Raw genomic sequence first — 13990 nt, forward strand, 5'->3', positions numbered from 1 at the left:
AGTGGTTGTCTTCGGCATTCTGAAACGCAACGGACGGGTCTATACCGTTGTGGTGGATAATGCCAAGTCTGATACTTTGATGCCCGTTATCAAAAAGAAAATCATGCCGGACAGCATTGTTTACACGGATAGCCTGAGCAGCTACGACAAGTTGGACGTGAGCGGTTTCATCCATTACCGTATCAACCATTCCAAGGAATTTGCCGACCGTCAGAACCACATTAACGGCATTGAGAATTTTTGGAATCAGGCAAAACGCGTCTTGCGAAAATACAACGGAATCAATCGCAAATCTTTCCCGCTGTTCTTGAAAGAATGTGAATTTCGATTTAACTTCGGCACACCATCCCGGCAGCTAAAAATCCTGCGGGATTGGTGTGGAATTTAGGGCTAATCTACGTCAGCTCCTAAAACTATTAGTAAAATAGGAATTATCCTGGTTATCCAGGATAGTCTCTTTATTCTCAAGGATATTCAAAATGTCAATTTCAAAAGAAGTATTAGCTCTTGTCTCAAAAGCCGCCCAAAAACAAGTATCCGAACATGAAGAACTACTTGCATCGGGTTTAATTGATTCGATCAGTGCAATGGATTTGATGTTGTCCATCCAAGAAAAATTCAATGTTGAAATTCCATTCGAACAAGTAGTGAATATATTTGCAAATACATCCAACATCATTGAATTTGTAGAGCGAAACTACAAAGGATAAGAAAAATATGAAAAGCATAACAGATTTTTCTTCCTTGGAAGATTATTTAGCATATCTGTTCAACAACACATCAGGTATCGCCATTGCCAACTCCCAAGAAAATTGCTCATGGGAGCAACTACTCAAACGGATGGATGAGTTTCTTAACAAATATAAAAAAATTGCCAATATCAACAAAAATATCCCTTTAATTGTGCACGGCCATAAACAAATAAATTTTGTTATAGCTATATACGCCTGCTTGTTAAATAAAATTCCTTTTATTCCGGTAGACAGTATCTATCCTGAAAAGCGCTTGGAACATATCTGTAATTTATCCAAGGCACAATACGTTTACCGTGCGGAAAATGATTCGTTCGAGAAGAAAAACGACGAAGAACACGAACTGAGCGAACGAGATCTGGCCTACATCATGTTTACTTCAGGCACTACTGGGCAGCCTAAAGGTGTCCAAATCGGCAGGGAAGCAGTATTCAACCTAATGAAATGGATGACAATGCAACTTAATTTGGCCAAACCCAACATCTTTATGAATCAAGCGCCGTTTGCATTCGATTTATCTATGTATGAAGTATTTGGTAATCTTGCTTACGGTGGATGCATAGTATTAAACAGCCGTGAAGACATCGCCAATTCAAGCACTTGGACGGATTTCTTAGCAACGCAACAGATTTCGACATGGGTTTCAACCCCATCGTTTGCCATGCAGCAATTGCTCAATCCCAAATTGAATCAGCAAAATATTCCAAGTTTGAAAGAATTTCTTTTTTGTGGAGAAAAATTAGGAAAACCGGTTGTCAAAATGATTTTCCAAAAATTCCCTCAAGCAAGAATTATTAATACCTACGGCCCTACTGAAGCAACAGTGGCAACTACTTACATCGATATTACCCGAGAAATGCTGGAGGCTGAAGAAGAATTGCCGGTCGGCTATGCAGTCTTAAATTCAGATTTGAACATTGTCGATGAGGAAATTTGGATTAGCGGTATCCATGTTATGCGCGGTTATTTGAATAATGAAGTCGAAAATACCAAACGCCTTATTATTCACGACGATGAAACCAGAACATACAAAACAGGCGATTATGGCTTTGTAAAAGACAATGTATTTTATGTATTGGGACGCAGGGACGAACAGATTAAATTAAACGGCTACAGGATTGAATTATCTGAAATAGAAGAAAAAATTTTAGATTTAAAACAATTTGGATTTGAAAATGCAGCAGTCATCGCATTAAAACGCGATACTGGCACAGTATTACGGCTGGTATGTTTTTACACCTCAAAAGAGGCAACCGAATCCACGATTATCAAGGAAGCTTTAGCAAAAAATCTGCCGTCTTATATGATGCCGTCTGAATTTATCAAGATTGATGAAATTCCAGTTAGCACCAACCACAAAACCGACAAAAAAGCATTGTTGGAAAAATATCAACAGGGTTTATAAAATGGATTTATATCAAATTCAGCAAAACATCTTACGAAAAGCCAAGATTGATTCTCAAAAGGTTTCTGCTTGGATTTATGACAATCAAAGTATAGTGTTTGACTTTTTGTTGAATGACTATTTTGTCAGTGTCAGCTATTCAACATTAGGTCAAACCTTTAACTTTATTGAGCGTAATAAGAGCAAGGTTTCTCAAATTTCTGGTTTTCCAAAATTTTTGAAATATATTTCAGAAGTCTATGAAAGTTACCCGCAATCGGTTAATCAAGAAAAAACAACATTGTCTTTTAAATTCGCTGAAGCTGATTGGGCAAAAATTGAGGATAAATTTAGTGAGATTTTAGAAGTTACTTCCATTTATCTTGGCAGCGAACTGTGCTACATTCTGAATGTGGAAAGAGATAAAGACATTAATTTAGCCGAGTACTTGGATAAACCAGAAATTGAATACATTGGTGTTAAAGGCGACAGTAATGAGTTTTTTCTAAGTTATGCTCGGAATCATGGTCTAAGTGATTATGTTTATGAGCTAAATAATAGAGGCTTTTTAGCTGTTGAACACAAAATGGGTGTAAGTGTGTTCCGTCGTGTGAACAAGCACAGTTATAAAGATCTTTTGGCTTATTTCCCAGACTCTTTCCATGAGTTGGAAAATGTTATTTATACTGTTGAAGCGCCAAAAGTACTGAATGCCAACAAGAAAAACCTATTGGTGTTGTTCTCTTATACCAATAAGAGCAATGAGAATATGGTTGACCGTTATTATAGTCACCCATTTCCATTTATCAGCAACAGTATTATGCCAAATACTTATATTATCCGTATGGCTGATGTATCAGACGCGTTTGGCAGTCATGGTTTGAATACAAAGTTTGATGAAAATATTGAAGACAATATCCAGCGTTTCATTAAGAGCCTAATGAGTATTTATGACGTAGATAAGAAAAACGTAGTCATTTGCGGTGCATCATCAGGCGGTACAGGAGCGGTATATCACGGCTTAATTGGTGGGTACAAAACCTTTGCAATCGACCCATTTTTGGGCAACCATAAATACTATGGTGGCAAAGATCCATTGTATCTGCACTCTATCCGTACGCCGATTTTGGAGACTTTCAAAAAGCTACCAGATGTAATTGATCATAACCTTGAAAATCAAGTGGTCATTTCATCGGCTAAAGTATCAGAGTTTTATCCGGATATTAAAGAGCTGAAAGAAGCATTGCCTACAATTGTATTATGTGAATTTGATTTTGAAAAAATTCAAAAGCACATAGATTTTTCAGGAAATACAGTATTTTTGTCCAATACCATTATCAATAATTTGCTGTTGGACATCCATATCACTGATTCGGACATTAATCTCAACTAAATGCAGGGTAAAATAGACAGTAAGTTCAAAATTTACTGTCTATTTTTTTAGCCATTTAAATCATATTTGTAATATTTGGGGAATACAATGGAAGGCAAAACGACCGAAGAATTTCAACAGCAAATTCTCAAAACCATCAAATTAAAAAATACGTCTGTTGATATTTATTATCAGCAGAATGTGTACTGCAATTTTAAATCTGACCGTGAAACGCCATTTTCAGTCAGTCTGAATTTAGTTTGGCAGAAGATTTTTCTGTTTTATCGTGATAAAAGTGGAATAAATAATATCGGAGAAATGTTTCCAAACTTCAGCTTATCTAAGCAGGATGGGGATAATGTATACATTTATGATGTCAGTACTTTGGATTTTGCCCAAACCTGTGCGGTATTTATCAAATTGGCCGAACGTGCGGAACAATATTTTTCTGAACGGCCAGTAGTTAACAGCCGCAAAAAAGAGGTGATGTCGGGTAATTATATCGACACCTCCGGAAATAAAATTACTGCACCTGATAATCTGCGAAACTGTCATTTCCAATTTCTAGGAGGAGGTGGGAATGAAGTTGTTATCCACCCTAATGCAAACTTGCGTAATGTATTTTTGGAATTTTTAGGCAAGGACAGCAAAGTCTATATTGGAGAAAATGTTTCTATGCAAGGCCAATGGTGTTTGGGAGTAGGCTGTACGATTAACATCGGCAGTAAAACTACCAGTACCAATCCGGTTTATATTACTGTTGCCGAACATACAACCTTGTCCATTGGTGAAGATTGTATGTTTGCCACTAATAATCAAATCCGTACTGATGATGCACACCCGATTTATGATGTTCATACTGGAAAACGTTTAAATGTTTCTAAAGACGTTACCATTGGAGACAGAGTGTGGGTAGCCTATGGCGCAACAATTTGGGGTGGTGCAAAGATTGGTAGCGGTAGTATTGTTGGTGCATTTTCGGTAGTGAAAAAACATTTTCCTAATAACTGCGTTATTGCAGGCGTGCCGGCTAAAGTCATACGCAAAGATGTATTTTGGGAACGCAATAATGTTTTATATACAGATATAGATGAAGGTAAGGATTTGGCAGAAATGAATCATGTTACCTATATCAATTCAACAGTAGACCTTGATTAGTGAATTTAACAGTAAAGGCCGTCTGAAAACATAAAAGTTTTCAGACGGCCTTTTTTAAGATAAGACAGAGATTACTCTAAACAAGCCAATTGTTTTTTCAGACACTCAGCCTGTAATGCCTTGTCACCTTTCGCTTCGGCTATTTCAGCTGCCAGTTTCCAATATGCTGCTGTGTCTTGTAGAGAGAGACTGTCAAAATAACGTTGTGCTGCCTGATAGTTTTTCAGACGGCATAAAGCAGTTGTATAAAGATACATCGTTTCCGGTGAGGCTTGTACAAAACCAGCCAATATTTTGGTGACAGACTCCCAATCTTGGTTTTGGGCAAGTTTTTCAGCTTCATACAAGGCTAAAGACGGATTCTCAGGATATTTTTGGCGCAGTTGAGCCAATAGATATCCTTCGCCGTCAGTGTTGCCGGTAGCGTACATTTTTTTTAGATAATCGACTGTTAAATCTTCAGGAATTAAGAGCAGATTTTCTTCAAAGGCACGGTTAAGCTGGGTAAATAGTTTTTCAGAATCACCGCGTAATTTTGCCAGTCTTGCAATCGCGATACGGCAACTTGGATCATTTTGAGTATGGTTTTCAAAAGCAACCAAAAATTGATGCGCGCCTTGTAAGTTACCAAGTTTCATGCAGAGGTAAGAAGCCAATAGCTCGGGTTTGAGATAGCCTTTTTCACGATCGTCCAAGCTATCAATATACGTTTTCAGTAAAGCCAATGCTACAAAATAATTCTGCTCCGATAGCTTTTGTGCTACGGTCAACAAAGGTTGATATGAGTTGGGTAAGTCTGTACCTATCCGGGCAAACAGTTTTTCAGACGGTCTTTTTGCTTGGTGAAACGAGGCTGCAAGCAATGAGATAAGTAAATCATTTCGCGTTCCTATATGCTCGTTTTCAGCAAAAAATTCCGCCCCTTTGACAGCATTACCGATATATAAGTCCATTTTCGCATGCCAGTAATCAGCGGTATCAGGATAATCAGGTAACAGGTTTTGCAAAGTGTCAAACTGGTTGCTCTCAAATAAAGCGTTCAGATAACGATGGCGATAATCAGCTGTTTCTTCCGCATTCAGACGACCTGTATCAAGCAGAGTTTGGATACGGGTTGCTGCCAAGTCCCATGCATAAAGTTTCTCAGCTTGGGTAATCATATTCTGAATAATAGGCAGATTATCTGTAGTGTCAGGTTGGTCAAGTGCTGTAATAGACTGATAGACACGCTCACAATTATTCGAATCCCTAAATTGGAATGTCTTATCGATGCGTGTTTGATACAAATCCGGTACTTTAGCTTGGTTTTCTACTAGATCTTTTAATGCTGCCAGAAGTTCTGTTTCATTATAAGCAACTGCACCAAAACCATCTCGGTTATAGTCAAAATAACCTTTTTGATAGGTGTGATTTCCACTGGAGAATACTTCATCATAATCAAATTGATAATACAAAATAGCTTTATTCAAGTAGGCTACATCAAATGCAACAGATGAATAGTCTGTAATTAAGATGCTAGTATTTTGGAAGACGGATTGGATGTTACCTTCTGAATAGCTATAGATTTTAATAAAGTCAGGCACAGTGAACTCATCCATGTATTCCTGAATACTTGGATGTGGTGCAAAGACGATTTGATAACCTTGATCATTCAGTTCTTTCAATATGGCGTGATTCATGAAACCATGCCAATGTTTGGCATAGTTAGTTTTCATGAAATTAGGGTTTCTTGTTCGTTCTGTACCTGAAATATATGTGCCTACAATAGAGCTACGCCATGTTGGCATAATTAAAATCTGTTTAGATTCAGTATTGTTATTGATAAGTAAATGGTCATAACGAGGGAAACCTGTCAGTTTAACTTCTTTTTTACCAAATTTATAAGCAGTCGTGTTGTCCACAATAGAATGGTATTCTGGATTTGTCGCTGTAACGAAACAAGCAATTTTTTTGGTATTTAACCAACCTGATAAATCATCTTTCGTAATGCCATGTTGTAAAAAGACGTAGTCTTTATCTAATAGGGAATTATCTTTGAAATAATGTGTGATATATCCATCAACATGACTACTGATGATTTTTGCGCAGTCTTTTAATTTACTCTCAAATGCAGATGAGCCAAATTCAAGCAAATTAAACCCATCTTGTTCGAGTCTTTTCCAATCAGAGGAGGTTTTTTTCAGGGCAAAATAAATATCTTGTTCTGGATGATTTTCACTAATATAACGATATAAGTGTTCTGCATTATCATCGGCCTGATTGTCCCTATCCATTAAAATCCAGTCATTCGATTTAACCGTGGATTTTTGTTTGAATGAAGTGAATACCGCTTCGATTGGTAGTTTGTCAAATTGTTTTCCTGAGAATGTTAATTTGGCTCTTTTACCGGCTAAAAAAATTTCTAAATCGCCCATGTCGTGACAAGGAAGCCATGTGCGGTATTCTTTAGTGTATAAACTGCCTAAAAAGTCATAGACAACTTCTTTTTGGTATTTAGGGAATATTTCCTTACCATTGATTACCCATTGTTCAACAATTGGAAAATTTGAAAAATATTTCACCAAAATCTGTTTCTTTTTCAAATCAAAATCTTCAATATAAGCAATTTGATTCTTAGGTGCCGTATTTTTAAATAAACCGAGCAGAGCTACTTTTTGGAAAAACCATGTCCCTGCTAAATTAAAGCGAAGAATTGTTGCTTCATCAATATATGAAAACATTTCATGTAATAAGGCAACGAAATGTTTTTTTTGCTCTTCACTTAGGTGTGACAATGCTGCAGGTTTGTTTACAATACGACCAAAATACCAGATGATATGGTATAGGACGATTCTTTGAATATGCTCAGGGACTTTTCCAAATTTCATTTTGGCTGTTTTCAAAATTTCAATACAGCCTTTTTCAATTACCCTAGAAAATAGTAATGGATTATTCCATGCTCCATCTAATGTGGACGAGCCATCAGAACGTTTTCGATAAAAATAACTGATTTTTGATAGAAAAGCAGCATTAGTTGAGGCATCAGTATTTAGAATATAATCAGTAACAAATTTTGCATCTTCAAAGCTAGGTTTCATCGCCTCATCAAAATAAATATGTGCATTACGGATATTATCAATTTTGAAAAAAGCAGTACTTGCAGATAATTGCAGGTGATCTTTTAGATTAGATAATGGAAAGACAACATCCCCTTTAGCAAAACGATATTTTAAGGGGTGTGTATCTTTCACCATGTCTTTATCTTCAAAGTAGAATACTAATGGGCAACCTACTATGCTAATGTTGGTATCGTTACTTAAGAAAGTATCTGTTTTATAGAAGTAATCAGGAGAAACAAAATCATCTGGGTCTATAAATGTTACCCATTCGGTTTCAACATGTTGCAAACCTAAATTGCGAGCCGAAGCCTGACCGCCGTTTTCTTGGTAAAAATAATGGATATTTTTTGGAAATTTAGCTTGCCATTGTTTGATAATTTCTGCCGAACGGTCGGTCGAGCCGTCATCCACCAAAATCAGTTGGATATGTTTTTTGAAATTCAGACTTTGTTTCGTCAGGCTAGAGAAGTAATCATTTAGATATTTTTCAACATTATACACAGCAGAAACAACTGTATATTGTTGCGTACCGTTGTATTTTACCAGTAAATATTTTTTGATCTGTATACTTCTCTTGTTATACATATCCCTAAAAAATAATTTAGGATCTCGAAGAAGTTTTCTAAATTTTCTGTTCATTTTATCAAATAGAAATTTTAATTAAAGCGAATAATATTCCTTAAGCATTATTGCTAAATAATTTTGATAATTATGGAATTGCTGTTTACTATTGAAATCATTGGCACAAATAGAATGCGGTGCAAATTTAGTACCTTTTTTTTGTAAAAGTTTGCGATATTGCGTTAAGGCGTTAGCTGACCGTATATTAAAATAATAGCATATTTCCCATGAAGGAGTAGATCTACCTTCTAAATACATTAACCATGGTATAAGGAAAGTTGCTAGATTTAAATCTGCATTGGTGCGGAATTTATTAGGGAGAAAATTAATGATTTGCTCATTGTATAACCGCCAAGCTTTTCGAAAAGCTGATTTAAATAAAGGTACATAGGTATGTACTAACGGTTTATTGATTGATATGTTATTGTAATGATTTTTTAATAGGTTAATGCTATTTAAAGAAGCTTTAAGTGTAGGTGTGATAACTCCTTTTTCTAGCATGGTAGAGATTTTTTTATCTGCAATAAAGATTGATGCAATTCCATTTGGGTGAAAAAAATGTTCTTGAGGCAATACTCGAGCAACGAATACGTCGTCGTTAAAATAAATGAACTGTTCGCTTAAATCAGGAATATTATGTAAATGAGCTTCAATTACATGTGAATTAAATGTGGGTAGATATTGACTATCAATGATTGCCGTGTGATCAATAATAGTCACTTTAGGGTGTTCTGATTGTTTAAACCATGAGGGAGTTTGATTATCAGTGACAATATAAATTTTTCTCGCCCAAGGTAAAAAATTTTCTACGCTATATAATGAATAATACAATTCATTGTGATTTTCAAAACGGGCGCTATCCTGGCTATAAAGTGCAAATTTTGTTGTGTCTGAGTTGGAAAGATGAGCTTGATACTTTTCTCTCCATTTTAAATCGTTATTGTCCACCCAAGTAAATACTACATCTATACCTGAAGTATCAGTATATAGATGGTTTTCCATCGAGGCCATATTTATGGTATGTTCGAATATTATAGCTTCATTAGGCTCCTCTATACATTGTTCAATATTGAAAAATGGGTATCGGTTATTAAAGTAGTCCCTCATAAATATTCCAGGGCTTTTAAAAAATTTCTTAATTTTTTTCATATGTTATATGGTTTAAGTACGGATATTCCCCAAAATTGCTGGTTGTTTCGCTATAATCGTAGTTTTGGGTGTTGTGAATTACTGGGGTTATAATTATATAGGATAACTAATGATTTCAAAAAAATATTTTCCAGAGCTTGTCTGCTATTTTTTTTTCTGTGTTGTATTGTCTGCTTGTAGCTGGTTACCTGCAGTAGGCCCAAGTACAAAAAAAATTATTGAGCTTGAGCAGAAAAATGATCATGTACATACCCCTTCAATAGAGTTAATTGAAATTAATGATATTGTGTCTATGAGTTTGTATCAAGCTCGAGTCAATCAATCTTTTGTACAAATTGATCAAGGTTACGCATTTCCAGGTTTAATCAATGTCGGTGATGTGCTGGATATTGCAATTTGGGAGGCTCCGCCCGCGGTATTGTTCGGTGGGGCTCTATCCTCTATTGGCTCGGGCAATGCCCAGCAAACAAAATTGCCCGAGCAGATGGTGAGTGCCGCCGGTACAATTTCGGTTCCGTTTATTGGAAATATCAAAGTTGTAGGGAAAACGCCAGCTCAGGTTCAGGAGGTCATTAGAGGCCGTCTGAAAAAAATGGCTAATCAACCTCAAGTTGTGGTGCGTTTGGTGCAAAATAATGCGGCTACGGTATCGGTTATTCGTGCCGGTAATAGTGTGCGTATGCCGTTAACGACAGCAGGTGAGCGCGTGCTTGATGCAGTAGCTGCGGTAGGTGGTTCTACGGCAAATGTTCAAGATACGAATGTACAGCTTACTCGGGGTAACCAGGTTAAGACAGTGGCTCTTGAGGATTTGGTGGCTAATCCGCGCCAAAATATTTTATTGCAGCGTGGCGATGTTGTTACGATGATTACAAATCCACATAGCTTTACCTCTATGGGTGCGGTTGGTCGGACCCAACAAATAGGTTTTTCTGTAAAAGGATTGTCTTTGGCTGAAGCTGTTGGCCGTATGAGCGGATTACAAGATTTTCGTGCAGATGCACGCGGAGTTTTCGTTTTCCGTTATACGCCGTTGGCAGAGCTTCCGGCTGAAAGGCAAGGCAAATGGGTCAGTCGGGGATATAGTAGTGAGGCTACAATTCCAGTGGTTTATAGGTTAAATCTATCGGATGCGAATTCTTTATTTTGGATGCAACGTTTCCCAATTAAAGACAAAGATATTGTGTATGTTTCGAATGCACCTTTGGCTGAAGTCCGAAAATTTCTGTCGTTTGTGTTTTCTCCAGTGGTAAGTGGTGCGAACAGCATTAATAACCTTACCCACTAACTAGGTATTTTGATTATGTCTGCTGAAAAAAAGCCAGATGCTGTTGAGGGTGAAGTAAAAACTGAAGTGACCCAGCATAAAAAATCAGGAAAAAGTAAAAAAAAGCTTTTTCGGAAGGTTAATTTGCTGTTATGGGTTTCAGTTATCCTGCCTACGGTTTGTTCGGTATTGTATTTTGGTTTGATTGCATCCGATCAATTTACTTCGCAGGCTAGTTTTGTGGTGAGATCGCCCAAGAGCCAATCTTCTTTCAACGGTTTGGGTGCGATTCTGCAGGGATCCGGTTTTTCCCGTTCCCAAGACGATATTTATACGGTTCAAGAGTACATGCAGTCTCGTTCGTCTTTGGATGAATTGCAGAAGCGGATGCCTGTGCGTAAGTTTTACGAGACCAAGGGTGATATTTTCAGTCGGTTTAACGGATTTGGTTTGCGTGGCGAAGATGAAGCGTTTTATCAATACTATCGGGATAAAGTTTCTATTCATTTTGATTCCATATCCGGTATTTCAAATTTGAATGTAACGTCATTTGATGCAGGCGAATCCAGGCAAATCAATGCAGCCTTGTTAAAACAAGGGGAAATATTGATTAACCAGCTTAATGAGCGTGCCCGCAAGGATACGATTCAATATGCTGAAGATGCCGTTGCTTCTGCTGAAGAGAAAGTAAAAGAGGCTTCCGCGCAGCTGACTAAATTTCGAATTACAAATGGTATTTTTGACTTAAAGGCGCAATCTGAAGTTCAGATGAGTTTGATTTCCAAATTGCAGGACGAGTTAATTGTAATTAGAACTCAGCTGGATCAGGTGAAAGCGGTTACTCCTGAAAATCCGCAAATTCCTGGATTGCTTGCCCGAGAGAAAAGTTTAAGGAGGGAAATTTCCCAACAAATGAAGGCTATTTCCGGCGGCGGGGAAAATTCGCTATCTAACCATGCAGCTGAATATCAGCGGGTTTTTTTGGAAAATGAGTTGGCGGAAAAACAATTGGCAGCGGCCATGACATCGTTGGAAAGTGCCAAAGCTGAAGCTGACCGCCAGCAGCTTTATTTGGAAGTCATTTCACAGCCAAATTTACCCGACTTAGCTCATGAGCCCAAGCGCATTTACAATATTATTGCTACTTTTGTTATCGGCCTGATTGTTTACGGCATTGGCACTTTATTGACGGCAAGCATACGCGAGCATAAAAATTGATGAAAGAGTTGCATAAAACATCATTTTGGGAATCGCTGGTCATCCAAAAGCGGGTGCTCGGTGCTTTGTTGATGCGTGAAATCATTACCCGATACGGGCGCAACAATATTGGCTTTTTATGGTTATTTGTAGAGCCGCTGTTGATGACGTTGGTGATGGTGCTGATGTGGAAATTTTTTAGGGCAAATAGTGTTTCTACTTTAAATATTGTGGCTTTTACCATCACCGGTTATCCGATGATGATGATGTGGCGCAATGCTTCCAATCGTGCGATGGGTGCGATTTCGGCTAATACCAGCCTGCTGTATCACCGTAATGTTCGTGTATTGGATACAATTTTTGCACGGATGCTGCTAGAAATTGCAGGGGCAACTATTGCCCAAATTGCGATTATGGCCGTTTTGATTGCAGTGCGTTGGATTGAAATGCCGGCCGACATTTTTTATATGCTGTTGGCTTGGTTGTTGATGGCAATGTTTGCCGTTGGGTTGGGTTTGGTGATTTGCTCGATTGCAGTTCAGTTTGAACCATTTAGCAAGGTATGGAGTACGCTCAGTTTTGTGATGATGCCGCTTTCCGGTGTGTTTTTCTTTGTGCATCATTTGCCTCAAAATTTGCAGCATTATGTTTTGATGATTCCTATGGTGCATGGCACAGAGATGTTCCGTGCCGGTTATTTCGGCAGTAGCGTAACAACGTATGGCAATCCGTGGTTTGTCGTGCTATGCAATTTGGTATTGTTGTTATTTGGTTTGGCTATGGTGGCTAAAGTCAGTAAAGGGGTTGAGCCGCAATGATTTCCGTTGAGCATGTCTCTAAACGTTACCAAACGCGGCAAGGTTGGCGAATGGTTTTGCAGGATATTGATTTTAAGCTGAAAAAGGGGGAGAAAATCGGTATCTTAGGGCGGAATGGCGCGGGTAAATCAACACTTATCCGGCTGATTAGCGGCGTTGAGGCTCCGACTTCGGGCGAAATCAAGCGCACGATGAGTATTTCTTGGCCGTTGGCGTTTTCCGGTGCCTTTCAGGGTAGTTTGACGGGTATGGATAATCTGCGCTTTATTTGTCGGATTTATAATGTAGATATTGGTTATGTAACTGATTTTACACAAACATTTTCCGAATTGGGACAGTATTTATATGAACCTGTGAAACGCTATTCTTCAGGGATGAAGGCGCGTTTGGCTTTTGCTTTATCCTTGGCAGTGGAGTTTGACTGTTATTTGATTGATGAGGTCATTGCTGTCGGTGATTCGCGTTTTTCAGAAAAATGTAAGTATGAATTGTTTGAACGGCGTAAAGACAGATCAATTATTTTGGTTTCACATAGCCACAGCGCGATGAAACAGTATTGCGATAATGCAATGGTGTTGGAAGCCGGGCGTTTGCATAAGTTTGATAATATGGATGATGCTTACGCTCATTATAATTCATTGTTGTAAAATGAATTATAATGAGGTTATTTATAGATAGGCCGTCTGAAAAATAGTTTTCAGACGGCCTTCATTATATTGGCCTGGCTCAATTTAAGCCGTGTTCGAATGCTTGTTGCAGGCGGGCTTCAAAGTTGCTCAGATTGACGCCTGCTTGTTGGGCGGCAGCGACGACTTCGGCGACGCTTGCACCGTTTTGCACCTGATGATAGCCCCAGAGCAGGGAGCAGCGGGTGCCGGTGCGGCAGTAGGCGAGGACGGGTTGGGGAACGCTTTCGAGCAGGTTTTGGAAAGCGGCGACATCGGCGGCGTTGATGGCGGGTGCGACGACGGGCTGATGGTGGTGTTCGCTAATACCTGCGGCTTCAAGCCAGCTTTCGACTTGTTTGAACGAGGGTTGGTTTTCTTCTTCACCGTCGGGACGGTTGCAGATGACGGTTTGGATGCCGAGTTTGGCGGCTTCTTGTACGTCTGCTTCGGTCAGCTGCGGGGCGATGTAGAGGTTGTTGGCAAGTTTTTGGATAGACATGGGTTTT

General features: G+C 38.5%; 12 protein-coding genes. 9 read left to right on the top strand and 3 right to left on the bottom strand.

The window, feature by feature from the left end:
- From BM261_RS11590 to BM261_RS11610, 5 genes are all read left to right on the top strand, one after another.
- On the top strand, positions 1-388 hold a 388-nt coding region (locus tag BM261_RS11590), incomplete at its 5' end, for an IS1595 family transposase (RefSeq protein WP_143095784.1).
- 91 nt (positions 389-479) lie between these two features.
- The gene (locus tag BM261_RS11595) at positions 480-710 is read left to right on the top strand and encodes an acyl carrier protein (protein WP_074898424.1); all 231 of its coding nucleotides are present in this window, start codon (positions 480-482) and stop codon (positions 708-710) included.
- Positions 711-717: 7 nt separating this feature from the next.
- Positions 718-2157, top strand: a complete 1440-nt coding sequence (locus BM261_RS11600; protein WP_074898427.1) for an AMP-binding protein — start codon at positions 718-720, stop codon at positions 2155-2157.
- Entirely contained in the window at positions 2084-3529 is a 1446-nt protein-coding gene (locus tag BM261_RS11605; protein ID WP_240317837.1) for an XcbB/CpsF family capsular polysaccharide biosynthesis protein, read from the top strand. The genes BM261_RS11600 and BM261_RS11605 overlap by 74 nt, the downstream gene beginning before the upstream one ends.
- 87 nt (positions 3530-3616) lie before the next feature.
- On the top strand, positions 3617-4666 hold the full coding sequence (locus BM261_RS11610; protein ID WP_074898433.1) for an acyltransferase: 1050 nt from the start codon (positions 3617-3619) through the stop codon (positions 4664-4666).
- Positions 4667-4737: 71 nt separating this feature from the next.
- On the opposite strand, the gene BM261_RS11615 is transcribed toward BM261_RS11610, so the two are convergent.
- Positions 4738-8349 carry a CDP-glycerol glycerophosphotransferase family protein gene (locus tag BM261_RS11615; protein WP_205277208.1) on the bottom strand — a complete coding sequence of 1204 codons (3612 nt, stop codon included), beginning with the start codon at positions 8347-8349 and terminating at the stop codon, positions 4738-4740.
- Positions 8350-8424: 75 nt separating this feature from the next.
- Positions 8425-9492, bottom strand: a complete 1068-nt coding sequence (locus BM261_RS11620; RefSeq protein WP_256205718.1) for a stealth family protein — start codon at positions 9490-9492, stop codon at positions 8425-8427.
- 151 nt (positions 9493-9643) lie between these two features.
- On the opposite strand from BM261_RS11620, the gene BM261_RS11625 reads away from it, so the two are divergent.
- From BM261_RS11625 to BM261_RS11640, 4 genes are read left to right on the top strand one after another with little or no spacing between them, the layout of a single operon-like run.
- Complete coding sequence (locus tag BM261_RS11625; protein ID WP_074898444.1) at positions 9644-10822, top strand: polysaccharide biosynthesis/export family protein; 1179 nt, start codon at positions 9644-9646, stop codon at positions 10820-10822.
- A 15-nt stretch (positions 10823-10837) separates the two neighbouring features.
- Positions 10838-12019 (top strand): capsule biosynthesis protein, encoded by a 1182-nt coding sequence (locus BM261_RS11630; protein WP_074898483.1) that lies wholly within the window; start codon positions 10838-10840, stop codon positions 12017-12019.
- Positions 12019-12816 carry an ABC transporter permease gene (locus BM261_RS11635; protein WP_074898446.1) on the top strand — a complete coding sequence of 266 codons (798 nt, stop codon included), beginning with the start codon at positions 12019-12021 and terminating at the stop codon, positions 12814-12816. The genes BM261_RS11630 and BM261_RS11635 overlap by 1 nt, the downstream gene beginning before the upstream one ends.
- Positions 12813-13463: an ABC transporter ATP-binding protein gene (locus BM261_RS11640; RefSeq protein WP_049251715.1), complete on the top strand. Its 651-nt coding sequence runs from the start codon at positions 12813-12815 to the stop codon at positions 13461-13463. The genes BM261_RS11635 and BM261_RS11640 overlap by 4 nt, the downstream gene beginning before the upstream one ends.
- 79 nt (positions 13464-13542) lie before the next feature.
- Here the strand turns inward: BM261_RS11640 and BM261_RS11645 are convergent, their stop codons facing one another.
- The gene (locus BM261_RS11645; RefSeq protein WP_074898449.1) at positions 13543-13983 is read right to left on the bottom strand and encodes a TIGR01244 family sulfur transferase; all 441 of its coding nucleotides are present in this window, start codon (positions 13981-13983) and stop codon (positions 13543-13545) included.
- Between the last annotated feature and the right edge of the window lie 7 nt (positions 13984-13990).

This window comes from Neisseria elongata subsp. elongata, assembly GCF_900113545.1.
Taxonomy (GTDB): domain Bacteria; phylum Pseudomonadota; class Gammaproteobacteria; order Burkholderiales; family Neisseriaceae; genus Neisseria; species Neisseria elongata.

Bases quoted from the DNA above. Each gene is read 5' to 3' on its own strand.
- BM261_RS11595 (WP_074898424.1), top strand. From the start codon at position 480: ATGTCAATTTCAAAAGAAGTATTAGCTCTTGTCTCAAAAGCCGCCCAA.
- BM261_RS11600 (WP_074898427.1), top strand. From the start codon at position 718: ATGAAAAGCATAACAGATTTTTCTTCCTTGGAAGATTATTTAGCATAT.
- BM261_RS11605 (WP_240317837.1), top strand. From the start codon at position 2,084: ATGAAATTCCAGTTAGCACCAACCACAAAACCGACAAAAAAGCATTGT.
- BM261_RS11610 (WP_074898433.1), top strand. From the start codon at position 3,617: ATGGAAGGCAAAACGACCGAAGAATTTCAACAGCAAATTCTCAAAACC.
- BM261_RS11615 (WP_205277208.1), bottom strand. From the start codon at position 8,349: ATGTATAACAAGAGAAGTATACAGATCAAAAAATATTTACTGGTAAAA.
- BM261_RS11620 (WP_256205718.1), bottom strand. From the start codon at position 9,492: ATGAGGGACTACTTTAATAACCGATACCCATTTTTCAATATTGAACAA.
- BM261_RS11625 (WP_074898444.1), top strand. From the start codon at position 9,644: ATGATTTCAAAAAAATATTTTCCAGAGCTTGTCTGCTATTTTTTTTTC.
- BM261_RS11630 (WP_074898483.1), top strand. From the start codon at position 10,838: ATGTCTGCTGAAAAAAAGCCAGATGCTGTTGAGGGTGAAGTAAAAACT.
- BM261_RS11635 (WP_074898446.1), top strand. From the start codon at position 12,019: ATGAAAGAGTTGCATAAAACATCATTTTGGGAATCGCTGGTCATCCAA.
- BM261_RS11640 (WP_049251715.1), top strand. From the start codon at position 12,813: ATGATTTCCGTTGAGCATGTCTCTAAACGTTACCAAACGCGGCAAGGT.
- BM261_RS11645 (WP_074898449.1), bottom strand. From the start codon at position 13,983: ATGTCTATCCAAAAACTTGCCAACAACCTCTACATCGCCCCGCAGCTG.